Origin of the sequence: Sphingobacterium sp. MYb382, from assembly GCF_037572665.1 — a bacterium.
Lineage (GTDB): Bacteria > Bacteroidota > Bacteroidia > Sphingobacteriales > Sphingobacteriaceae > Sphingobacterium.
This window is the reverse complement of the sequence record NZ_JBBGZT010000029.1, coordinates 413569-436088: the sequence shown is the minus strand read 5'-3', so window position 1 is coordinate 436088 and position 22520 is coordinate 413569. Positions and strand designations below refer to the sequence as shown.

The 22520-nt window shown below is 40.3% G+C and carries 19 protein-coding genes; 14 read left to right on the top strand and 5 right to left on the bottom strand.

Going from position 1 to position 22520, the window contains the following annotated elements; all coding sequences use genetic code 11:
• Nucleotides 1–17: 17 nt before the first annotated feature.
• Both WH223_RS19585 and WH223_RS19580 read right to left on the bottom strand, forming a co-directional pair.
• On the bottom strand, nucleotides 18–1679 hold the full coding sequence (locus WH223_RS19585; RefSeq protein ID WP_340049562.1) for a M20/M25/M40 family metallo-hydrolase: 1662 nt from the start codon (nucleotides 1677–1679) through the stop codon (nucleotides 18–20).
• 90 nt (nucleotides 1680–1769) lie between these two features.
• Complete coding sequence (locus tag WH223_RS19580; protein ID WP_340049561.1) at nucleotides 1770–2417, bottom strand: sprT domain-containing protein; 648 nt, start codon at nucleotides 2415–2417, stop codon at nucleotides 1770–1772.
• Nucleotides 2418–2515: 98 nt separating this feature from the next.
• Here WH223_RS19580 and porD point away from each other — a divergent pair, with 98 nt between their 5' ends.
• Together porD and recN are read left to right on the top strand one after the other, a co-directional pair.
• Nucleotides 2516–3409, top strand: a complete 894-nt coding sequence (porD, locus tag WH223_RS19575) for a type IX secretion system protein PorD (RefSeq protein ID WP_340049560.1) — start codon at nucleotides 2516–2518, stop codon at nucleotides 3407–3409.
• A 12-nt stretch (nucleotides 3410–3421) separates the two neighbouring features.
• Entirely contained in the window at nucleotides 3422–5089 is a 1668-nt protein-coding gene (recN, locus tag WH223_RS19570; protein ID WP_340049559.1) for a DNA repair protein RecN, read from the top strand.
• A gap of 80 nt (nucleotides 5090–5169) precedes the next feature.
• Here the strand turns inward: recN and purU are convergent, their stop codons facing one another.
• The 3 genes from purU to WH223_RS19555 form a co-directional block, all read right to left on the bottom strand.
• On the bottom strand, nucleotides 5170–6012 hold the full coding sequence (gene purU / locus WH223_RS19565) for a formyltetrahydrofolate deformylase (protein ID WP_340049558.1): 843 nt from the start codon (nucleotides 6010–6012) through the stop codon (nucleotides 5170–5172).
• 75 nt (nucleotides 6013–6087) lie between these two features.
• Nucleotides 6088–7947, bottom strand: a complete 1860-nt coding sequence (locus tag WH223_RS19560) for a DNA topoisomerase IV subunit B (RefSeq protein WP_340049557.1) — start codon at nucleotides 7945–7947, stop codon at nucleotides 6088–6090.
• Nucleotides 7948–8062: 115 nt separating this feature from the next.
• On the bottom strand, nucleotides 8063–8566 hold the full coding sequence (locus WH223_RS19555) for a phosphoheptose isomerase (protein WP_340049556.1): 504 nt from the start codon (nucleotides 8564–8566) through the stop codon (nucleotides 8063–8065).
• Between the two features lie 136 nt (nucleotides 8567–8702).
• On the opposite strand from WH223_RS19555, the gene WH223_RS19550 reads away from it, so the two are divergent.
• The 12 genes from WH223_RS19550 to WH223_RS19495 all read left to right on the top strand — a co-directional run bounded on the left by WH223_RS19550 (nucleotide 8703) and on the right by WH223_RS19495 (nucleotide 22507).
• On the top strand, nucleotides 8703–10949 hold the full coding sequence (locus WH223_RS19550; protein WP_340049555.1) for a helix-turn-helix domain-containing protein: 2247 nt from the start codon (nucleotides 8703–8705) through the stop codon (nucleotides 10947–10949).
• Between the two features lie 12 nt (nucleotides 10950–10961).
• A complete protein-coding gene (locus WH223_RS19545) occupies nucleotides 10962–11189 on the top strand; it encodes an AtpZ/AtpI family protein (RefSeq protein ID WP_340049554.1) in 228 nt (75 codons plus the stop codon).
• The gene (locus WH223_RS19540; protein WP_340049553.1) at nucleotides 11182–11586 is read left to right on the top strand and encodes a hypothetical protein; all 405 of its coding nucleotides are present in this window, start codon (nucleotides 11182–11184) and stop codon (nucleotides 11584–11586) included. The genes WH223_RS19545 and WH223_RS19540 overlap by 8 nt, the downstream gene beginning before the upstream one ends.
• Before the next feature lie 66 nt (nucleotides 11587–11652).
• Nucleotides 11653–12759, top strand: coding sequence for a F0F1 ATP synthase subunit A (gene atpB / locus WH223_RS19535; protein ID WP_340049552.1), 1107 nt, complete (start codon nucleotides 11653–11655; stop codon nucleotides 12757–12759).
• A gap of 33 nt (nucleotides 12760–12792) precedes the next feature.
• On the top strand, nucleotides 12793–12981 hold the full coding sequence (atpE, locus tag WH223_RS19530; RefSeq protein ID WP_028070619.1) for an ATP synthase F0 subunit C: 189 nt from the start codon (nucleotides 12793–12795) through the stop codon (nucleotides 12979–12981).
• Between the two features lie 95 nt (nucleotides 12982–13076).
• A complete protein-coding gene (locus WH223_RS19525; RefSeq protein ID WP_340049551.1) occupies nucleotides 13077–13577 on the top strand; it encodes a F0F1 ATP synthase subunit B in 501 nt (166 codons plus the stop codon).
• Nucleotides 13578–13605: 28 nt separating this feature from the next.
• Nucleotides 13606–14151, top strand: a complete 546-nt coding sequence (atpH, locus tag WH223_RS19520; RefSeq protein ID WP_340049549.1) for an ATP synthase F1 subunit delta — start codon at nucleotides 13606–13608, stop codon at nucleotides 14149–14151.
• A gap of 50 nt (nucleotides 14152–14201) precedes the next feature.
• Complete coding sequence (gene atpA / locus WH223_RS19515) at nucleotides 14202–15776, top strand: F0F1 ATP synthase subunit alpha (protein ID WP_340049548.1); 1575 nt, start codon at nucleotides 14202–14204, stop codon at nucleotides 15774–15776.
• Between the two features lie 79 nt (nucleotides 15777–15855).
• Nucleotides 15856–16749 carry an ATP synthase F1 subunit gamma gene (gene atpG, locus WH223_RS19510; protein ID WP_340049547.1) on the top strand — a complete coding sequence of 298 codons (894 nt, stop codon included), beginning with the start codon at nucleotides 15856–15858 and terminating at the stop codon, nucleotides 16747–16749.
• A gap of 359 nt (nucleotides 16750–17108) precedes the next feature.
• Nucleotides 17109–17672: an RNA polymerase sigma-70 factor gene (locus WH223_RS19505; protein WP_340049546.1), complete on the top strand. Its 564-nt coding sequence runs from the start codon at nucleotides 17109–17111 to the stop codon at nucleotides 17670–17672.
• Between the two features lie 150 nt (nucleotides 17673–17822).
• On the top strand, nucleotides 17823–19004 hold the full coding sequence (locus WH223_RS19500) for a FecR family protein (protein ID WP_340049545.1): 1182 nt from the start codon (nucleotides 17823–17825) through the stop codon (nucleotides 19002–19004).
• A 203-nt stretch (nucleotides 19005–19207) separates the two neighbouring features.
• Nucleotides 19208–22507, top strand: coding sequence for a SusC/RagA family TonB-linked outer membrane protein (locus WH223_RS19495; protein ID WP_340049544.1), 3300 nt, complete (start codon nucleotides 19208–19210; stop codon nucleotides 22505–22507).
• Nucleotides 22508–22520: the final 13 nt, after the last annotated feature.

The window sequence follows — 22520 nt, the reverse complement described above, 5'->3', positions numbered from 1 at the left end:
CTCTTATCGCAAAGGTACTATTTTGCTAGTCTTTTATCACCTAATTCTTTAAATTCTGAAGCAGGTTTGAAATTAGGGAAGCTCTTCTCCATACTCATCGTATAACCGATATCAAAGAATAGCTTAATATCCGCTAGAATACCATCGAAACTCCAATCTTCGGTAACCTCATCTCTCACCGTATGGTAGCGACCGCCTAAAGCGGCCTTTCTTTTATTGATAACGGTGCTATCTTGTTCCATAAAATCGCTTCCGCTGCCCATGAACAGGCCTGGTACGCCATTCTTCACAAAGTTGAAATGGTCTGAACGGTAGAAGCCACCCGTTGTCGGATTGCGTTCTCCTTTTACGGTGCGATTAAATTTTGCCGCTGATTTAATGACGTAGTCTTCAATTTCCGTTTGTCCAAATCCAACAACCGATACATCTTTCGTAGCACCAAGCGGACTAAAAGCATCGATATTTAAGTTGGCTACGGTCTTTTTCAATGGATAAATTGGATGTTGCGTGTAGTATTCAGAGCCCAACAAACCTTCTTCTTCGGAAGTTAATGCGATAAAAACAATCGTTCTCTCCGGTTTCACTTTTGCAGCTTTGAAAGCTTTAGCGAGTTCAAAAAGAGCCGCCACGCCGCTTGCATTGTCAATAGCACCATTATAAATAGAGTCGCCATTTACAGGCTCGCCAATACCTAGGTGATCCCAGTGTGCTGTATAGATAATTACCTCATCAGGTCTTTTAGAACCTTCAATTTTGGCAATAACGTTATTCGTTTTAGATTCTCTAAATTCGTTTTTCAGGGCGAAAGTAGTCGTTACAGGCATCGGAACCGGCTTGAATCCAGTTTTTTTCGCTTGCTCTTGAATATCTTTAGGTAGGCCTGCAAGGTTTAACAGTTTCGTTGCCGTCTCTTGGCTAATCCAACCTTCAAACTCCGTTTTTGAAGCCCCTTTATCATCGCTGACCATTGCTAGTTGCGGCCCTGCCCATCCTGTGCGCACCACATTCCAGCCGTAGCTGGCAGCTCCTGTTTCGTGGATAAGAAGGATACCTGCGGCACCTTGGCGTGCTGCCTCTTCATATTTATAGTCCCAACGTCCATAGTAGGTCATGGTATCCGCTTTAAACAAGCTTTTATCATAACGGCCCGGATCACTAACCATGGCGACAACAGTTTTTCCTTTAACATCGATATTCGCGTAGTCATTCCAGTTAAATTCGGGAGCTACAATACCGAAGCCCACGAATACCAATTCGGACTGGTTGATTTTGATATCATTTTGTAGCCTTTTACTACTTACCACAAAATCATCTAAATGCTTCACTGTTAAGGAACCATTGGCCCCGGTGAAGGTCAAAGTCGGACTAACGGGTTTGGTGTCTATCTCCACTAGCGGAACTTCCTGGAAGTAGGAATCTCCATTTCCAGGGCTTAATCCCAACTGTTTAAATTGTTCTTGGATATAGTTGACCGTTAAGGTGTCACCTTTGGTGAATGGTTTACGGCCTAAGAACTCGTCCGAGGAAAGTTTCATCACATAGCTTTTATAAGCCTCTTCGGTGATGGATGCCAATGCGGTAGAATCGAGGCCCGACGCATCGTAGCCTGCCTGATTTCCGGATTGACAAGCAATGGCTAAAGAAGCCACCGTGAAAATACCTAAGCTTGTTTTCTTCATAGCAAATTGAAAGGTTATGCCCTAAAAATACAAGTTTATTTCGAAAAGTGAGCTGCTAAATCAAGGGATAAAGGTCATGATTTTGTGACCTTAAGGAATTAAGCGCTTAAATATTGGCTTTGGCTCTTGTTCTATAGGGAAAATTTCAGCGATAGGATGAAAAAGGTAGTACCTGTTACTGGTGACTTCAAGGCATTTATAACGCTTACGTAGTTTTTCCATCTTTTTGAATACACGGCCATCCTTGAGCCTAAATAAACTGTCTTCAGGGATGCTCTCAACAGTTATTACTTCTCCTTTTTTACTGTCGTGATTCATGAGAATACGTTGCAGGTTTAAATCGGTACAGCTGGAGGCTGCTGGATTTTCCATATAGTTGGTGATAGCTTGCAAAATATCCGCTGGAAATATTTCCGCTTGAATAAAAGGAGCCATCAGCACTTTGTAGTTGTTTTTCCATTCGATGCCGTGTGGCTTTACCTTGCGCTGATGCTGCTGCCACGTTTTTAAATGCGCAAATTCATGTACCGTTGTAATGAGAAAAGCATAGGGATTGAGGTCGTGGTTGACAGATATTTTGTGCGTCTCCCCACGAAAAGGAGCCGTGTAATCGCCTAGTTTAGTGCGCCTGCTGCGTGAAATACGGAATTTGCAGCCACTATCGTTTATCCATGCCGATATGATGGGGGCAGCCGTAGCAGGCATATATTTACTTAGTTGTTTAGAAAAGTCTGTCATCCGTTACAAACTTATTACTTTTTCCATAAATACGCCTACAATTCAATTTTCTGATGCCCACTTAAATAATTATCTTTGGTATGTTAATCCGATAATGTATGCGAAAAATTAGTTTATTGGTGCTATTTATGTTTTTACGTTTGGTGCTTCCAGCGCAAGAATTAAATGCACGTATCGAAATTCAATCGCCACAAGTGCAGAATACCAATAAGCGGGCGCTAGATTTATTGCAAAAGGTAATTCAAGATTTTATGAATAACCGATCGTGGACCAACTTAAAGATCTCACCGCAGGAACGCATTGATTGTTCGATGGTGATTACCATCACACAGTGGGATGGTTCTAAGGTCTATAAAGGATCGGCACAGATCTATTCTTTCCGTCCGGTCTATGGTACTAACTACAGCACTCCTGTGTTGGCCTATCATGATCGTAACTTTAATTTTTCCTATGTGGAAGGTGAGCAGTTGGATTTCAACGAGAATATGAATAGCAGCAGCTTATCCTCTTTACTTGCTTTTTATGCTAATGTAATTGTAGGGATGGATGCCGATACGTTCAGACGTTTTGGTGGTAACCCATACTTAAGTTCAGCGCGTACCATTCTAAATGCTGCACAGAGTAGCAGCGAAGAGGGATGGCGCTCGATGGAGTCCTTGGATAATCGCTACTGGCTGATTAATAATTTACAAGATTCTAGATTTCAACCTTACCGTGATTTTGCCTATGAATACCACATCAATGGATTAGATAAGATGGCGCAGGATGAGTCTGCATCACGTATGCGTATGGTTGCTCTATTGGATAAGCTGAAAGAGGTAGATCGTAACAATACCGGAAATGTATGGACTTCGGTGCTTTATTCGGCGAAGTCGAATGAGTTTGTTGGTGTCTTCAGTAAGCTTCCGGGCAATGAGAGCATCAAAGTGTTTAACAAATTGGTAGAGCTGGATCCCAGCAATACGAGTAAGTATGAAGTCTTAAAAAAATAGTAACCTTATTTTATGTTAGGTAAGTTAACCATTAAGAATTACGCTCTTATTGAGAATTTGGATATATCCTTACACCAAGGTTTAAATATTATAACCGGTGAAACAGGTGCTGGTAAGTCCATCATCATGGGAGCCTTGGGTTTAATTTTAGGTAATCGTGCGGAGGGTAAGCATTTTTTTGACGACAGTCGTAAATGTGTAATCGAGGGCTATTTTCAAATCGGAAATTACCAGTTGCGTGATTTTTTCGCAGAGCATGATTTAGACTATGAAGAAGAGACGATTATCCGTCGGGAGATTGCCGTAGATGGGAAATCCCGTGCTTTTGTAAACGATTCGCCCGTTACTTTAAATATATTGCGTGCTTTGGGTGAGCAGTTGATTGACATCCACTCGCAGCATGCTACACTACAGATTACAACGGAAGGATTCCAGCTTTTAGTGCTCGATTCTGTTGCTAAAAATCAAGCTATACAGCAGGAGTACCAAGTCGGGTTAAAGCAGTATAGGCAGCATGAAAAAGCCTTGAAGGAGTTGAAGGAGATTATTGCGGCCGCCACAATGGAGCAAGATTTTAACCAGTTTCAATTTGATGAGCTCGATGCGGCCAATTTGCAAGAAGGAGAAGAGGAAGCGCTAGAAGAGGAGCAAGGCCAATTGGAACATGCCGATGAGATTAAACGGGGGCTTTTGGCGGCTACATTTTTGCTCGATGAACAAGAATATGCCGTTATCCAACGCTTGAAAGAGGCCCATCAACAGCTACAGTCTTTGGAGAAGTTCCTGTCTGCAGATAACGACCTTGCCGCACGCTTGCAGAGTAGTTTGATTGAAATAAAAGATATAAGCCAAGAGATAGCATCTTTAGAACAGCAAATAGGCATTGATCAAGGAAGACTTGATTTTGTCAATGAGCGGTTGAGTGTTCTCTATAATTTGAAGAAGAAGCATCGTGCTGCTAGTTTGGCAGAATTAATCGTTCTACGTGAAACCTTGGAGCACAAGCTCCAGGTAACGGCCAACCAAGAGCAGGAGCTGCAGAAAGCGGAGCAGCAGGTAGCAGAAAGTTTAACCAAGCTATCGGCAGTAGCTTTAAGGCTCCACGAAAGCCGTAAAGCAAAAATAAAAGAAGTAGAAGCGCATGTACATGCGGTATTGACTACTGTAGGGATGCCGAATGCGCAGTTGCAGATAAGCTTGAACCTGCTGTCGCCGGAGAAGTATAAAACTTCAGGAGGCGATGAGGTTCAGTTTCTATTCTCTGCCAATAAAGGGCAATCGTTGCAGCAGATTCATAAGGTAGCTTCCGGTGGAGAGCTATCTCGTTTGATGTTAGCTATAAAGTCGCTTATCGCGAAAAGTTCATCCCTGCCAACCATCATCTTTGATGAGATTGACACCGGTATCTCTGGAGAGGTAGCGCTGAAAGTAGGTGAGATTATGGAAGGACTAGCCGACCGTATGCAGGTGATGGCGATTACGCACTTGCCACAGATAGCCTCTAAAGGAGAGGCACATTTTAAAGTCTACAAATTTGATGAAGGAGATAAAACGAAATCTAGTATTGTACGCCTAGATAAAGATGAACGTATCAAAGAGGTTGCGCAAATGTTGAGCGGATCTCGTCCGGGGGATGCTGCATTAGCACATGCTAAGCAATTGATATACGGCGAAGCCTAAATTAGACTTCGCTACTACAAAAAGAGCGCTGTGGAATTAATTCTACAGCGCTCTTTTTGTGTTATATGTTAGTATAGTTCTTACTCAAAAACAATAGTTTTATTGCCTTGACGCATTACCCTGTCTTCCGTTAATAAGTGTATAGCATGGCTAAGAACGGCTTTTTCAATTTCCTTACCTGCCGTTACCAGCTGTGGTACATCCTGACTGTGGTTGATAGATTTTGTGCGCTGCACAATAATAGGTCCCTCATCGAGGTCGTTTGTCACAAAGTGCGCAGTGGCGCCAATAATTTTAACGCCTCGGGTATGTGCTTGACGATAAGGGTTGGCACCAATGAATGCCGGTAAGAAGGAGTGGTGAATATTAATCAGTTTATTCTCAAACTTAGCCACAAAACTAGGGGATAGAATGCGCATAAACTTAGCCAAGATAATATAGTCTGGTTCATACTGTGCGATTTGCTCCGCCATTTCCGCCTCAAATTGCTCCTTTGTTTTTTCCTCGTGGGATATATAATGGTAAGGAATATCGAATTTCTCTGTAAATGTTTTTAACACTTCGTAATTACCGATAACGGCTTCAACTGTTGCATTGAGCGTTTGGAAAAAATGACGTACTAAAATATCCGCTAGACAGTGATGCTCTTTAGTTACTAGGACTACGAGTTTCTTCTGCTCCGCAGGATTAATGCTGACCTTCGCACCAGTCGGAAGAACTTCAAGGAGGCCTGTTGATAGATTTTCGACCGCACTAGGAACGCCAGTGCATACGACACGTAAGAAAAACTGCTGATTTACTTCATCCACAAACTCGCGCATGGTGATGATGTTCAATTTATGATTCGCAATGACCTGACTGATGCCAGCAACGAGGCCCACGGCATCGGTAGAATGTATTAAGATTAAGGTTTGGTTATTCATGGTTGGGTTGATTGTCTTTTTTCGTATAGGCTTCGGCTATAAAATTAATAGGGTTTAAACAAAAGAAAGCTGCCCTTAGGAGGCAGCTTGTTTCTTTAGAAGTTCTTCTTGGATATCGACCTCCACCCGTAGATTCGTCACAATATGTTTCTGTCTTTCAGGGGTGTTTTTACCCATATAATATTCCAATAACTGTGGAAGCTTATTGTCTTTGGATAAGATAACAGGGTCTAAACGGATATCTTTGCCGATGAAAAGGCCAAATTCGGAAGGAGAAATCTCTCCCAAACCTTTAAATCGCGTAATTTCTGGTTTAGCACCTAATTTTGCAATGGCGTGCTGACGTTCTTCATCAGAATAGCAGTAGATTGTTTCTTTCTTATTTCTAACGCGGAAAAGAGGCGTCTGCAAGATAGATACGTGCCCTGCTTTTACCAAGTCAGGGAAAAACTGCAAGAAGAAAGTCAATAGGAGTAAGCGAATGTGCATCCCATCGACATCGGCATCGGTAGCGACAACAATATTATTGTAGCGTAAGCCATCAAGGCCATCTTCAATATTTAAAGCGTGCTGCAAGAGGTTGAACTCTTCGTTCTCGTAGACAATCTTTTTAGACATGCCATAAGAGTTTAGCGGCTTACCTTTCAAGCTGAATACAGCTTGTGTTTGTACGTCGCGTGATTTGGTGATCGACCCACTGGCCGAATCCCCCTCGGTGATGAATAGGGTAGTCTCTAAGTTACGCTCCTGCTTATCGCCGAAGTGAATCTTACAATCACGTAATTTACGGTTGTGTAAAGATGCTTTCTTAGCGCGCTCATTAGCTAATTTTTTAATACCAGCAATATCTTTACGCTCACGCTCTGACTGTAGGATACGCTTTAATAAAGCATCAGCCGTAGCCGTATCTTTGTGTAAATAATCGTCTAGCGCTTTTTTAATGAAGTCGTGAATAAAAGTACGTACCGTAGGACCATCTGGACCTACACTCTGCGAGCCTAATTTTGTTTTTGTTTGCGATTCGAAAACAGGTTCTTGCACTTTAATAGCGATGGCTCCAATGATGGAAGCACGGATATCGGCAGCGTCAAACTCCTTTTTATAGTATTCACGTATTGTTTTTACAATAGCCTCACGGAATGCTGCTTGGTGTGTACCCCCTTGTGTGGTATGCTGACCGTTGACAAAAGAGTAGTACTCCTCACCATATTGTTGACCGTGGGTCATGGCGATTTCGATGTCTTCACCACGGAGGTGAATAATCGGGTAGCGCATCGCATCGGTATCAATATTACGCTCTAGCAGGTCCTTTAGTCCGTTTTCCGAAATAAATTTCTGTCCATTGAAATTGATGGTTAATCCAGCATTTAAGAAAACGTAATTCCAAATCATGTTTTCTACAAACTCCGTACGGAACTTGTAGTTGCGGAAGATGCTTTCATCAGGATAAAAGATGGTTGAAGTACCGTTGCGTTGTGTCGTTTCTTTCTGCTCGTCGGTTTGTAACTCGCCACGGCTGAACTGTGCAATACGTGTTAACCCTTGACGGTAGGACTGTACTGTGAATTGTTGGGAAAGCGCATTTACCGCCTTTGTACCCACCCCGTTCAAACCTACGGACTTTTGGAATGCCTTACTGTCGTATTTACCACCCGTGTTTATTTTGGAAACCACGTCGACAACAGAGCCAATGGGGATACCACGGCCAAAGTCGCGTACGGATACTTTATTTTCGTGAACGGTAATCTCAATCGTCTTTCCGGCGCCCATAACAAACTCATCAATAGAGTTGTCGACAACCTCTTTTAACAAAACATAAATACCATCATCGTAAGCAGATCCATCTCCAAGCTTACCGATGTACATCCCCGGGCGTAAGCGAATATGCTCTTTCCAATCCAGGGAACGTATACTGTCTTCGTTATATGTAGTCATGTAATTTCTTTATGTGCTGAACCACAAAAATAGCAAAAAAAAACAAAATCCGCTTTCGTTAAAAAAAAGCGGATTTTGCCGTTAAATTAAGTAAAATAAAGCCCTAAAGCTGTTATTATCTACCGAAATCATCTTGAACACGAACGATGTCGCTTTCATCAGATGGGTTTTCTGCATCCGTGTGTTGCCAGATTTCAGCAATAACACCATAGCCTTCTAAACCAATTAAACGGTGACGCTCACCTTGCGACAAGCGGATGAATTCGCCTGCTGTTAATTTTTTCACTTCGTTCTCTTCGTCTGTGCTACTTGTTACCACGCCAACTTCTCCTTGTGTCACACGCCAGATTTCAGCTCTGCGGTGGTGATACTGCCAAGATAATCGTTTTAGCGGAGCTACAATTAAGATTTTTGGACTTAATTTACCAGATATCTTTAGGTTCTGTACGTCTAAACCATCGAAGTATTGGTCTGCAAATTTTTGCGATTGCTCTTCGCTGATTACGAAAAAGCCTCCCCAAGGTCTTGTTTGATCAACGTTATCGATCGTAAAGCCTTGTGCGGTTAGTTGCTCTTCTATCTGCGCAAAAAGTTCGCTTTTGTCTGTATATGTTGCCATGATTTAAGTATTTGACGTGAAATTAGCTTTTTTCTTGTAAAAAGCCTAAAAAAATGGAGTTTATGCTGTATTGCTCCTTCCGAAGGGTAGTTATTCTTATCTTTGTAAGATTAATCATTTTTAAGGGGTACATTGCATGGCACAACCAAAACTTGATGAGCAGAATAAGGCTTTTTTACAAGCCGTCTCTTTTGTGAATCAAACCAATCAGCATTTATTTTTAACGGGTAAAGCAGGGACAGGGAAAACCACTTTCTTAAAGTATATCAAAGAGCATTGCTATAAGAAGATGGCGATTACTGCACCAACAGGGGTGGCGGCAATGAATGCTGGTGGCACAACCTTGCATGCGCTGTTTTGGCTTCCTTTTGGTACTTTCGTCGAAAACCATACCTTAAACTGGAATGAGCAGGATAGTCATATCTACAATAAGAGCCGTCTTTTCTCGACAATCAAGCTTACAAAGCAGCGTCGTGCAATTTTGCAGGAGCTAGAGCTGTTGGTGATCGATGAGGTTTCTATGGTGCGTGCAGATACCTTAGATGCTATTGATGTCATCTTGAAATCTGTACGTCGCGATATGCGTCCTTTCGGTGGTGTACAGATGTTGTTTATCGGTGACCTTTACCAGTTGCCTCCTGTGGTGCGCGACCATGAATGGCAGGTGCTTCGTGATCATTACACCAGTGCATTTTTCTTCGATGCCAAGGTATTACGTGAACACCCGCCAGTGATGTTGGAGCTGAGCAAAATTTATAGACAGAAAGATGGTGATTTTATTCGCCTACTTAATAATATCCGAAACAACCAATGTAGCACAGCAGATATCGATCAGCTGAATGCTCATTACAAAGAAGGTTTCACTCCTGCTGTAGGAGAACAATATATTACCTTGACTTCGCATAATAAATTGGCGGATTCGATCAATCAAGATCAGCTTATTGCCCTAGAAGGGAAAATGCATAATGTGAAAGCCATTGTGAAAGATGAATTCCAGTCGGGTTCTTTTCCCGCAGATGAGTCGCTACCGTTGAAGTTAAATGCTCAGGTGATGTTCATCAAGAATGACTCTGGTGAAGACCGTAAGTATTTCAATGGAAAGATAGGGACTATCAAGGAACTGAACTTGGATAAGCACCAAGTGGTGGTTGCTTTCAAAGATGGTTCCGAAGATGTGGTCGTTCGTCGTGAAACATGGGAGAATATCCGCTATAAATACAATAAAGGCGAAGATAAAATTGAAGAAGAAGTGTTGGGAACTTTCTCGCAGTTTCCTTTACGTTTGGCTTGGGCCATTACTATTCATAAAAGTCAGGGTTTAACTTTTGAAAAAGCGGTAGTCGATGCCGGTACTTCATTCGCCGCAGGGCAAGTATATGTGGCGTTGAGCCGTTTGACCGGCCTCGAGGGGTTGGTATTAAAGTCTAAGGTGCCGATGCATGCTATACGGACCGACTTTCAGGTCGTTGACTTTATGCAACGTATGCCTGACGATGCGGAGACCAATAAAATGTTGGAGCATTCGCAGCGCAATTATCTAGGACAAATTTTGATTCAGAGTTTCCGTTGGGGTACATTGGTAGAGCGTGCAAAAGAGCTACAGCTGTCTTTAGCGGATCGAAATATTGATAGTAAGGCCGAGGCGGAAGCTTATTTTCAGGGGCTGATACAAGGGCTTACAGAGCAGGAGAAGGTCGCTAATAAGTTTGTGACGCAGCTTTACGCTATGCTGACGGATAAAGAAGCTTTGGATTACCCTAAAATATGTACACGAACAAAATCGGCGGTAGATTGGTTCTTACCTCGTTTTGATGCTGATGTGCTGATCACGACGCAAGAGCATGTAGCGGCATGGCAAGTAAAAAAACGTACCAAGAAATACGTAGAAGAATTGAAGTCGATGCTGCTAGATTTTAGACGTAAAAAAGAGCAGCTGGCGCATTGTTTAACAATCGCTGATATCTTGACTAAGGAGGGCGATCTTTCGGATGCCGTGACTGCGGTAGGACAGAAGAAAACGGTTAAAGATGATTCTGTTAAAACCGAAGATGACGAAAAGGTAAAAGATACGAAGACCATCTCTTTAGATTTGTACTTGGATGGATTGACCATTGAGGATATCGCCAAGAAAAGAGATATGGTGGCGGGTACGATTTATGGGCATCTGATCCACTTCGTGGGAACAGATATCGATGCGACAGATTTGATTGATCAGGAGAAGCTTGATAAGCTCATGGCGGTGATGGAAGCCAATGACGGGAAATCGTCTTCCGAGCTAAAGATGATTTTGGGTGAAGGTTTCGATTATCCAGATATTAAAATTGGACAGCGTATCATGGAATTACGTGCCGTGGAAAAAGAGTCGGAAGAAACGGTTAACTAATGGGCGATCAGCATGGCTAAAGAAAACGAAGGAAATAAGAAGAATAAATGGCTTGTTTTTACGAGTATGCCCGTGCAAATGGGTGTTACCATTTACGCCTTTTATTGGGTTGGCTCCTGGCTAGGTGCTAAGTATCCTGTAGAAGGCGATTGGTGGATGAAAGGCTTCACGCTTCTTGGTGTTGCGGTGTCTATGTATCAATTTATAAAACAAGTAAACTATCTAAATAAAAATGACTAATTATTTAAAAATTGGAATGATGTTACTCTTGCTGACCTTAGTTGGCTTTGCTGTTCATTATTTCTTATTACAAAGTCTGGGTCTTTCGGCACAGTGGGAGCGTAGTGACTATACGCTTTTGGGGATGTATAGCTTCGCGGCTATTGGTTCTTTACTGGTTTTTGTGTTGATGGTTTTGACTAAATTTTCAATGCCCGACCGTATAGCTTTTGTGTTTTTGGGGGCTTTTATGGTTAAAGCAGTGGCCAATTATCTATACATAAAAGAAGGCTTAGGCTCGTTTGAAAATAAGTTTCTCGAGTTGAACTTTCTGGCGGTATTTTTTTTGTTTTTGTTCTTTGATGTTTTTGTCGCTTACGTGATTGTGAATCAGGACGAAAAGACTGTTGAAAACTAAAGTTATAAAAAGTTTAAACAAATGTTAATTTATGCCAAAAATAATTGTATTTTTGCGCAAATTTTAATGCAATCTACGTACAATATGGTGAGTCTTAAGAGAGCTCTTTTACTAATTACAGTAATTTTATTTGCTGTTCAGCCTTTCGGTTTAATGGCTGCTGAGGATACGCATGCAGATGCTCCTAAATCCAAGAAACAAGAAATTGATGAATATGCGGAACATCACTTACAGGATGACCACTATTTCTCGCTTTTTTCTGATAAAGAAGCTGGTAAACATTATGGTTTTCCATTGCCGGTTATCTTATTTGACAATGGTTTGAAAGTGTTCTCTTCAGGAGAGTTTCACCATGGTGAGCAGGTTGTTGAAAAAGGTGGTAAATTCTACACATTGTACCACGGTAAAATCTACGAAACGGATGCTGCAGGTACAATCAACTATGATGAGCACAACCATCCTACAAATGCTAAACCTTTAGATTTTTCTATTACGAAAAATGTAACAGGTCTTATCTTGACGACTATCTTAATGTTTTGGGGCTTTTTAAGCTTAGCTAAAACATACAAAAAAGGAGCAAACAACTTACCAAAAGGTATGGGTCGTGTATTAGAGCCTTTAGTGCTTTATGTACGTGACGAAATGGCGCTTCCAAATATCGGTCACCGTTACAAGGAGTTTATGCCTTTCTTGTTATCTGTGTTTTTCTTGATCTTAATTCTTAACTTATTAGGATTAACACCAATCGGATTCAACGTAACAGGTAACATCACTATTACCTTCTGTTTGGCTATCTTTACTTTCTTGATCGTTAACTTCAAAGGAAATAAAGATTACTGGAAACACATCTTCTGGATGCCAGGAGTTCCTGTACCATTCAAATTTGTTTTAGCGCCAATTGAGGTGTTAGGTATGTTCACAAAGCCTTTCTCGTTAATGCTTCGTTTGTTTGCCAACATTACAGCAGGTCACTCTGTAGTAATGGGTTTAATCGCGATCATTTACTTGTTCCAAGCAGAGTTAACAATACCTGGTAGTATTGGCGTATCTTTACTTTTGTCTATTGTATTGTTCTTATTAGAGCTTTTGGTAGCATTTTTACAAGCGTTTATCTTCACGATGTTGTCATCCCTATTCATTGGAATGGCGGTAGAAGAGCATTCGCATCACTAAGAAATTATTGTTTAATTATATAAAATAAATATCATGTACAATTTAATTGGAGCAGGTTTAATCGTTATCGGTGCAGGTTTAGGTTTAGGTAAAATCGGTGGTTCAGCAATGGAAGCTATCGCACGTCAACCAGAAGCAGCATCTAAAATTCAAACTGCAATGATCATTATTGGTGCCTTAGTTGAAGGTTTAGCATTCGGTGCTTTAATCTTAGGTAAGTAATCCCAATAAAACCCATAAAAGTACCGATAGATCAACGGTTGGTTGCTGTCGGTACTTTTTTTAAAAGTCACTTACAAATTATTATATAATAAATAATGGAAAAACTATTAGATCAGTTTTCGTTCGGGTTGTTCTTTTGGCAACTAATCATATTAGTTATTATTATCTTCATTCTAGGTAAATTTGCTTGGAAGCCTATTATCAACGCTTTGGAAGAACGTGAAGACGGAATCAACAATGCGTTACAAGCGGCAGAAAAAGCGAAGCTAGAAATGGCGCGTTTGACTAATGAAAATGAGCAGTTATTAAAAGAAGCACGCGCAGAGCGTGATGAAATCTTGAAGGAAGCGAAATCCTTAAAAGACAAGATTGTTGCTGAAGCAAAAAACGAAGCGCAAGAGTCTGGTAGAAAAATATTAGAGCAAGCGAAAAAAGAAATCGAAGATCAAAAGAACAAAGCTTTGGCTGAAGTTAAAAATCAAGTTTCTTCTTTATCTTTGGATATTGCACGCAAAGTATTAACGAAAGAATTTGAAAACCAAGGAACACAACAAGCTTTCGTAAGCGACTTGTTGAAAGACGTGAAATTAAGCTAATTGGTTCATCAAGTTTTAAATTAAGAATATGTCAATTTTTACAGTAGCATCAAGATACGCAAAGTCACTTTTAGAGCTGGCTAACGAGCAGAGCAACCTAGATACCGTTAAGGCGGATATCGATGGTGTTATTGTTGCGTTAAAATCCAACTCTGAGTTACAAGCTGTACTTAAAAACCCAATTATTAGCGGGGATAAAAAAGTCAATATCTTGAAAGCCCTTTTTGAAGGAAAAGTAAATCCTTTCGTGATTTCTTTCTTCCAGATTTTGGTGAGTAAAGGACGTGCTGCTATTATCTTGGAAATTGCCGAAGAGTTTATCCGTGAGTACAATGAAGTAAAAGGTATCGTGAAAGCTACTGTTACTTCGGCGAGTCCACTTTCGGCTGACAACTTAAATGTTTTAGGCAACAAGATTTCGCAAGAAATACAAGCAAGTGTTTTATTGACGAATAACGTGAATCCAAACTTGATTGGTGGTTTAATTATTCGCGTAGGCGATCGTCAGATCGATGCGAGTATTGCCGGAAGATTGAATAAATTGGAGAAGCATTTTGCAAATCAAGGTGTGTAATCTTGATATTTAATAATAGAATAAATCAAAAACCCTTATACTAATATACAATGATAGAGGTAAGACCAGATGAAGTATCGGCAATTCTAAGAGAACAATTGTCGGGCTTTAAATCAGAAGCCGAACTAGAAGAGGTGGGTACCGTACTTGCTGTAGGTGACGGTATTGCTCGTATTTACGGCTTAACCAAAGTTCAGTCCGGTGAGTTGGTTGAATTTGATAACGGATTAGAAGGTATCGTTTTGAACTTAGAGGAAGACAACGTAGGTGTTGTACTTTTAGGTTCTTCAGACGAAATTAAAGAAAAAGATACTGCAAGACGTACAAACCGTATCGCCTCAATTAAAGTAGGTGAAGGTATGGTAGGTCGTGTTGTAAACACATTAGGTCAGCCTATCGATGGTAAAGGACCAATTGCAGGTGAAACGTATGAGATGCCTATCGAGCGTAAAGCGCCAGGTGTTATCTACCGTCAGCCAGTAACTGAGCCATTACAAACAGGTATCAAAGCTATTGATGCGATGATTCCAGTAGGTCGTGGACAGCGTGAGTTGGTTATCGGTGACCGTCAAACAGGTAAAACTGCGGTTTGTATCGATACGATCTTAAACCAAAAAGAATTTTTCGATGCAGGTGAGCCTGTATTCTGTATTTACGTTGCTGTAGGTCAGAAAAACTCTACAGTAGCAAATATCGTTCGCGTATTAGAAGAGCGTGGTGCAATGGCTTACACAGTTGTTGTTGCTGCTTCTGCTGCTGATCCTGCTGCGATTCAATTCTACGCGCCAATGGCGGGTGCTGCTATCGGAGAGTTCTTCCGTGATACAGGTCGTCCAGCATTGATCGTGTATGATGATTTATCAAAACAAGCGGTAGCTTACCGTGAGGTTTCTTTGTTGTTACGTCGTCCACCGGGCCGTGAGGCTTACCCAGGTGACGTTTTCTACCTACACTCTCGTTTATTAGAGCGTGCAGCGAAAATCAACTCTTCAGATGAAATCGCTCGTAACATGAACGACCTTCCTGAGTCTATCAAGCACTTAGTAAAAGGTGGTGGTTCATTAACAGCTCTTCCAATTATCGAGACTCAAGCGGGTGACGTTTCTGCGTATATCCCAACAAACGTAATCTCGATTACAGATGGTCAGATCTTCTTGGAGTCTAATTTATTCAACGCAGGTATCCGTCCAGCGATTAACGTAGGTATCTCGGTATCACGTGTTGGTGGTAACGCGCAGATTAAACCGATGAAGAAAGTATCTGGTACATTAAAGTTAGATCAAGCACAGTACCGTGAGCTAGAAGCTTTCGCGAAATTTGGTTCTGACTTAGATGCTGCTACTAAATCTGTATTAGATAAAGGTATTCGTAACGTAGAGATCTTGAAACAAGGTCAATACTCACCAGTATCAGTAGAAAAACAAGTTGCTATTATTTACGCAGGTACTAAAGGTCTTTTCCGTTCTGTTCCAGTAAATAAAGTACGTCAGTTTGAAGAAGAATTCTTGACGCAATTAGAGCAACGTCATCCAGAAGTATTAGCAGGCTTCAAAGCTGGTAAATACACGGATGAGTTAACAGATGTTTTAGACAAAGTAGCTAAGGAATTAGCAGCAAAATATTAATTAGATAGGAGTATAGAGTATTGAGTATAGAGCATTATACTCAATACACAGTACTCAATACTCAAGTCTCCAATAATATATGGCAAATTTAAAAGAAGTAAGAAACCGTATTTCTTCGGTAAGCTCAACGCAACAGATCACCAAAGCGATGAAGATGGTTGCTGCGGCTAAATTGAAACGTGCTACAAATGCTATTGTTCAATTGCGCCCTTATGCCAACAAGCTAAGAGGTATTTTGGAGCAAGTTTCTGCTTCTGTAGAAGGCAACGATTCTCCTTATACGCAAGATCGCGTGCCTACGAAAGTAGTTGTCATCGTTTTGACGTCGAATAGAGGTTTAGCTGGTGCTTTTAATGCGAATGCGATTAAGGCAGCAAATAACTTGATCTTCAATAAATATGCTGAGCAAAATGCGAAAGGTAACTTAAGCATTATTGCTATCGGTAAGCGTGGTCATGATTTCTTTGAGCGTCGTGGATTTAATGTGATTGGTAATAACAATGAATTATTCAATCAACTTTCATTCTTGAACGTATCTAAAGTTACTGAATATGTAATGGAAGAGTTCAAAGCTGGAAATATTGACCGTGTAGAAGTAGTATACAACCAGTTCCGTAATGCTGCAATGCAGGAAATGGTAGCTGAGCAAGTATTACCTTTGCTTCCTGAAGAAAAGGCAGCTGATGGTCATGCGCACCTTACTACAGAAACTGATTACATCATCGAGCCTTCTAAAGAGAAGATCATCGAAGAGTTAATCCCGAAAGCTATTAAGACACAAGTTTACAAAGCTGTTTTAGATTCGAACGCTTCTGAGCATGGAGCACGTATGACAGCGATGGATAAAGCAACGGAAAATGCGGGTGATTTATTGAAAGCCCTTAAGCTTTCTTACAACCAAGCACGTCAAGCAGCCATCACTACAGAATTAAGTGAGATTGTTTCTGGTGCGGCAGCATTATCTAATGGATAAGCTGTTGTCATAAGACAAAAAATACGGATGCTAGCAATAGCAATTCAATAAAGAGCCTAGATTTTATCTGGGCTCTTTTGTTTTTAGTAAGAAAAAATTAATTCACTATCTTATCACCCTTCTGCGTACTTTAGCGTACATAATGTTAGCGGTCCTGATTTTTATCGAATTTCAGTATCTCTTTGAACCTAATTCAGTAAACACAGGCTAATTTTAGAATAATATACTAGTTTAGTAGATTATTTTTTTGTTTTGATTTCTTTTACCAAAGAAAAGTAATAGATTCGTCTTTGTTAATTTTTAAAAACGTTTTAGCTGTTTTATAGCTAATTCAATTACCCATAGTGATGGACAAAAAAATGCTTTCAGGATTAAATGACGAAGAGCTTTTCCTTCTGGTAAAACAGGAGCAAGATTGGGCTGCATTTGGTTGTCTATATGATCGCTATTGGGATAAGCTTTGGCGTTTTTCCTTACGCCATCAAATCCATTCAGAGGAAGCTCAAGATACTTTGCAGGATGTGTTTTCTGCCTTATGGGAAAATCGAGCACGTATTGATATCAAAACAAAGTTATCTTCTTTTCTCTATCGAGCAACCTTAAATCAGATTCTTAAAAAAGTTGATCGCAGTAAGGTGATTGCTTCCTATATCGGGAGTATAAGTGCAAAAATGCAAGAGGATGGCTTATCACTCGACGAGCTTATCTATGAGAAAGAGCTGCAAGAAAATCTGTCTAAGGCTTTAGAAGCTATGCCTAGTAAGATGCGCCTAGTCTTTGAAGCCAGTCGTTTTGAAGGGCTGAGCCATGAAGAGATTGCTGTAAAGATGGAAATATCTAAGGAGACTGTAAAGAGTCAAATTAAAAATGCCCTAAAAGTAGTTCGTAAATATGTGCATGTCATGTTGCACGTTTACCTATAGTATGTATCCCTACGTTTCTTAATTAATCATTTTTATAATGAGGAGTGTGCTGCCTAGCGAAGGGCGCTACTCCTCTTTTTTTATTTTTTATCTCACCCCTTCTTCCCCTTTAACGTACATAAGCAATAAGAAGGAATATATTTTAAATACATGGAGGATTTGCAACAGCAAATAGACGAACTTTTAAAACGTTACCAAGACGGTAAAACGACTGCTGAAGAAGATGCTTTTTTGGAAGAACTTCTATTTCAAAAGATGGCTGATGATGATTCTTCAACTAATATAGAAGCTTTGAGGTCTAAAAAAATGGCGTGGGATAAGTTGGAGGCTATGCATCAAATTGCATCTACAGAAAGCTCTGCTAGATTCTTCCTGAAATGGAATAATCGCTACAGTGCCACAGCAGCGGCCATTCTTCTTGTTTTAGGATTTGCCATCTTTTTTTGCCTACGTCTGTCTTCACCAACGAACGATGCGCAAGTAGCCGTTCTAACGACTTCAACAGATATATCGCCAGGTAGAAATAAAGCAACACTGAAGTTAGCGGACGGGCGTACGATTGCATTAGATAATAACCAAGACGGTATTGTCGTGGACGATCGTGGTATTAGTTATGCCGACAAAGAGGATAATCAATTGGCCAATTTGGCCGATGAGGGAAAAGACCTCTTCTTGGAGGTTTCTACGCCTAAGGGGGGACAATATCAAGTTACGCTAGCCGATGGAAGCCGTGTATGGTTAAATGCAGGGTCTACCTTGCGTTACCCGAGTCGTTTCCAAAAAGACAAAAGGGTCGTGTACTTAGAAGGAGAGGCTTATTTTGAGGTCAACGAACAGGTGCTTAGTAGCCAAGCTAACCATCCTTATGCTGCTGCGCAGAAGAAACCTTTTATTGTGATTACCAAAGAGCAAGAGGCGCAGGTTCTAGGTACTAAATTTAATATCAACAGCTTCGATAAGCAGATTAAGACAACATTGGCTTCTGGCCGTTTATATGTGAGTAATGCGGCAGGAGGAGCTGTTACCTTATGGCCTAATGAACAAGCTAGCAGTAGCGCTAATGGTATAACCAAGCGCAAGATAAATATCGAAAGCGAGTTGGCATGGCGTTATGACAAATTTAGCTTTGATAATAAACCGTTTGCGGTAGTCATGGACGAGCTAGCACGTTGGTATGATCTGCATATTGTCTATGCAAACCGTATTCCTACGATAGAGCTGGCTGGTGATGCACATCGTAATCAAAATTTAAGCCTTGTTCTTCGTGTTCTTGACGCTTCCAATGTGAATTATCGACTCGATAAAGAGACGAGAAAACTTATAATATATTAACAAAATCAACCTAAAACCTTAGTCAAAAAGATACAATGAAATTAATAACCTAACCTAACAAGCTAAGTGCGACACATGATCGTAATAAGCTTACATCTACTTTAATCAACCATTTACCATCCTATTAACACGAATTATTAATGAATAACCTTTACTTTAAAAGAGTAATACGAACTAGTGCTTTGCTTTTTAGTGGCGTGCTCATGTCCTTTAATTCAGTCAGCTATTCGCAAAGTATTACATTGAAAGGAAACAAAATTCCTTTTAGTCAGGTCGTAAATGCTATCCGCCAGCAAAGTGGCTATAGTGTTTTCAGCCCTAAGGCTTTATTAGACGAAGTCGGATTCGTCAGCATCGATGCGCAGAATATGCCTTTAGATGATTTTTTGAAAACGGTGTTAGCCAATAAAGCTATTACCTATCAAGTAGAAGATAGGACAATTTCCTTAAGTAAGAAAAATACCAAAGTACCAACAAGCACGCCTTCCGTTAGTACCGTGGAAATTAAACAGCAGCAACGTACGATAACCGGTAAGGTGACCAACGAGGATTCACGTCAACCCATTCTCGGGGTCACGGTCAAGCTTAAAGGGCAGCCTAACGGTATTTTGACGGACCTTAAAGGTCAGTTTACCTTGCTTATTCCACAGGATGTTGCAAACCCTGTTCTTGTTTTTTCCCATGTGGGCTATAAAACTGTGGAGATCGCTGTTAAAGGACAAAACACATATAATGTCAGTCTTGAGAGCGAGGTAGAAAGTATCAAAGAAACGGTCGTTACAGGCATTTATCAGCGTACCAAGGAAAGTTTTACGGGTTCTTCGTCTACATATACAGCCAAAGAGTTGAAGATGATTGGAAACCAAGGAATCCTGCAGAGTTTACGAACACTAGATCCTTCGTTTGCTATTGTTGAAAATAATCAATTCGGATCCGATCCAAATCGTCTTCCTGATATTGAGATTCGTGGGAAAAGTAGCGTTATTGGACTTACTGAGCAGTTTAGTAGCAATCCCAATCAACCTCTTTTTATCCTTGATGGTTTTGAGTCATCGTTAGCTGTGATTAGTGATTTCAGTATGGATCGAATTGAAAGTATTACCATCTTGAAAGATGCAGCGGCGGCAGCAATTTATGGCTCTAAAGCAGCAAACGGTGTAATTGTCGTAGAATCGAAAAGACCAACTCAAGGACAGCTTCGCTTGACGTATAACCTAAATTCTTCCGTGAGCTTTGCTGACCTGAAAGATTATAACTTGATGAATGCCTCAGAGAAATTAGAATACGAGAAGCTATCTCTCTTTTATGGAGGCTTAGATGCCTTTGGCAACATTACAGGAGATGAAAATGAAGCGAAATACTTTCATCGTAAGAAAGAAGTAGAACGTGGCGTCAATACATATTGGCTGAATGAACCCTTACGTACTGCTTTATCGCAAAATCATAACATTTTTGCTGAGGGCGGAGATGCAAACCTTCGTTATAGCGCTAGTTTAAACTATGGTGATACTAAAGGTGTAATGAAACAATCTTCACGTAAGGTTACGAGTGGTTCTGTTCGTTTGATTTATCGTAAAGATCGTTTATCATTTTCTAACTCTTTAAATGTGGATTATGTTGCAGCCAATAGAGAGTCTATTCCTTTTGCTCGTTTTTCTAGGGCAAATCCATACCATCGGATGTATAATGAACAAGGAGGAATTGATAAGGTAATGGAAAATATTCGTTATTTGGATTTAGCAACTTTCACGAGTAAAAGTTTAAATATCTACAATCCTTTGTACGATATGAATAACAATAATGTTAATAAGACTTCGACTCAAGGTTTTACGAATAATTTTGAAATTGATTGGCGAATTCTTGATGAGTTACGCTTTCGTACACGTATAGGTTTACGCCACGGAAGTGAAAGAGTAGAGTCTTTCCTTTCGCCTTTTAATTCTGAATTTGATGGTGTGAATGAGCTACAGCGTGGTAGATACGATGAACAGAATGGTAAACGTACCAATTATGATGGCGACTTAAGCTTAACCTATGGTAAGCTGTTAAAAGAAAAGCATCTACTTAATTTAGTCGCAGGGATGCGTATGGAGCAAGGTAGTAGCTTATTTAGTGGTTATGGTGTACGTGGATTTGTAGATGACGAATTTACGAATCCATCTTTTGCACTAGGCTATGAGCCTGGAGGGCGAGCCGGATACCAAGAATCGAAACGTCGTAGTGCAAGTTTCTTTTTTAATACGGGTTATAGTTATGATAATAAATATTTGATTGATGCTACCGTACGTTCAGACGGTTCTTCAGTATATGGGGCAGATCGTCAGTTTACTACGATTTGGTCTACAGGTTTAGCTTGGAATATGCATAATGAATCTTTCATTAAGGAGACGTCATTCAATTGGATTAACTTTTTGAAAATTAGAGCTTCTATTGGTAATCCGGGTAACCAGAATTTCAATGATTATATTTCGATGCGTGTGTATCGCTACAATAGTGAAAATAGAACACCTTTTGGATCGAGCGTTATCTTAAGTAATTTCGGTAATAGTAATCTAAAGTGGCAGAAAACGTTAGATCGTAATATTGGTTTTGATTTGGAAGTATTGGATAAACGTCTGCGTTTTAACTTTGATTATTTCAATAAAAATACAGATCCTTTATTAGTATTTATTGGTTTGCCTTCTTCTACAGGAGCGACTAGCAAAGCCGAAAATTTAGGTAGTCAAGTCACTAAGGGAATGACATTGATTACAGATTACACGATTATCCGTAAGCAAGATTTTAACTGGAGAATCAACCTAAACATGCGGCAGTTACGCTCTAAATATGAGAATATTGGCGACGCCCTGAATAAGTTTAATCAAGATAATAAAAGCCGAAATTTAGTTCGTTATTATGATGGTGCTCGACCTTCAGATCTATGGGCTGTAAGGTCGGCAGGGATTGATCCAGCTACAGGACGTGAAATATTCTTAACCAAAGAAGGGAAACAGACCTTTGTACATAACTATGATGATGAGGTTGTAGTCGGGAATTCTGAGCCAAAGTTAGAAGGCATTTTAGGCACGTCATTTTATTATAAAGGTTTTTCTGGAAGTGTATTTCTACGCTATCGTTTAGGAGGTCAGACTTTTATGCAAACACTGTACGAAAAGGTAGAAAATGTCAACATTCAAAATATTGCACTCAATCAAGATAAGAGAGCGCTCTATGATCGTTGGAAAAAACCAGGAGATGTAACAAAGTTTAGAGCTATTTCACAAACTGACTTTACGCCGATGTCATCTCGATTTGTAGCTGATAATAATATCATATCAGGAGAGTCCTTTTCTTTTGGCTATGAAACAAGTAACAAAGCCTGGCTACGTAGGATCGGTGCTTCATCAATTACAACACGTGCTTATATGAATGATATTTTTAGAATTTCTTCTATCAAAAACGAACGTGGGATAGATTATCCTTTTGCACGATCAGTTTCATTCTCTCTTGGGCTACGCTTTTAAATTATCTGAACTT

Bases quoted from the DNA above. Each gene is read 5' to 3' on its own strand.
- WH223_RS19585 (WP_340049562.1), bottom strand. From the start codon at position 1,679: ATGAAGAAAACAAGCTTAGGTATTTTCACGGTGGCTTCTTTAGCCATT.
- WH223_RS19580 (WP_340049561.1), bottom strand. From the start codon at position 2,417: ATGACAGACTTTTCTAAACAACTAAGTAAATATATGCCTGCTACGGCT.
- porD (WP_340049560.1), top strand. From the start codon at position 2,516: ATGCGAAAAATTAGTTTATTGGTGCTATTTATGTTTTTACGTTTGGTG.
- recN (WP_340049559.1), top strand. From the start codon at position 3,422: ATGTTAGGTAAGTTAACCATTAAGAATTACGCTCTTATTGAGAATTTG.
- purU (WP_340049558.1), bottom strand. From the start codon at position 6,012: ATGAATAACCAAACCTTAATCTTAATACATTCTACCGATGCCGTGGGC.
- WH223_RS19560 (WP_340049557.1), bottom strand. From the start codon at position 7,947: ATGACTACATATAACGAAGACAGTATACGTTCCCTGGATTGGAAAGAG.
- WH223_RS19555 (WP_340049556.1), bottom strand. From the start codon at position 8,566: ATGGCAACATATACAGACAAAAGCGAACTTTTTGCGCAGATAGAAGAG.
- WH223_RS19550 (WP_340049555.1), top strand. From the start codon at position 8,703: ATGGCACAACCAAAACTTGATGAGCAGAATAAGGCTTTTTTACAAGCC.
- WH223_RS19545 (WP_340049554.1), top strand. From the start codon at position 10,962: ATGGCTAAAGAAAACGAAGGAAATAAGAAGAATAAATGGCTTGTTTTT.
- WH223_RS19540 (WP_340049553.1), top strand. From the start codon at position 11,182: ATGACTAATTATTTAAAAATTGGAATGATGTTACTCTTGCTGACCTTA.
- atpB (WP_340049552.1), top strand. From the start codon at position 11,653: ATGCAATCTACGTACAATATGGTGAGTCTTAAGAGAGCTCTTTTACTA.
- atpE (WP_028070619.1), top strand. From the start codon at position 12,793: ATGTACAATTTAATTGGAGCAGGTTTAATCGTTATCGGTGCAGGTTTA.
- WH223_RS19525 (WP_340049551.1), top strand. From the start codon at position 13,077: ATGGAAAAACTATTAGATCAGTTTTCGTTCGGGTTGTTCTTTTGGCAA.
- atpH (WP_340049549.1), top strand. From the start codon at position 13,606: ATGTCAATTTTTACAGTAGCATCAAGATACGCAAAGTCACTTTTAGAG.
- atpA (WP_340049548.1), top strand. From the start codon at position 14,202: ATGATAGAGGTAAGACCAGATGAAGTATCGGCAATTCTAAGAGAACAA.
- atpG (WP_340049547.1), top strand. From the start codon at position 15,856: ATGGCAAATTTAAAAGAAGTAAGAAACCGTATTTCTTCGGTAAGCTCA.
- WH223_RS19505 (WP_340049546.1), top strand. From the start codon at position 17,109: ATGCTTTCAGGATTAAATGACGAAGAGCTTTTCCTTCTGGTAAAACAG.
- WH223_RS19500 (WP_340049545.1), top strand. From the start codon at position 17,823: ATGGAGGATTTGCAACAGCAAATAGACGAACTTTTAAAACGTTACCAA.
- WH223_RS19495 (WP_340049544.1), top strand. From the start codon at position 19,208: ATGTCCTTTAATTCAGTCAGCTATTCGCAAAGTATTACATTGAAAGGA.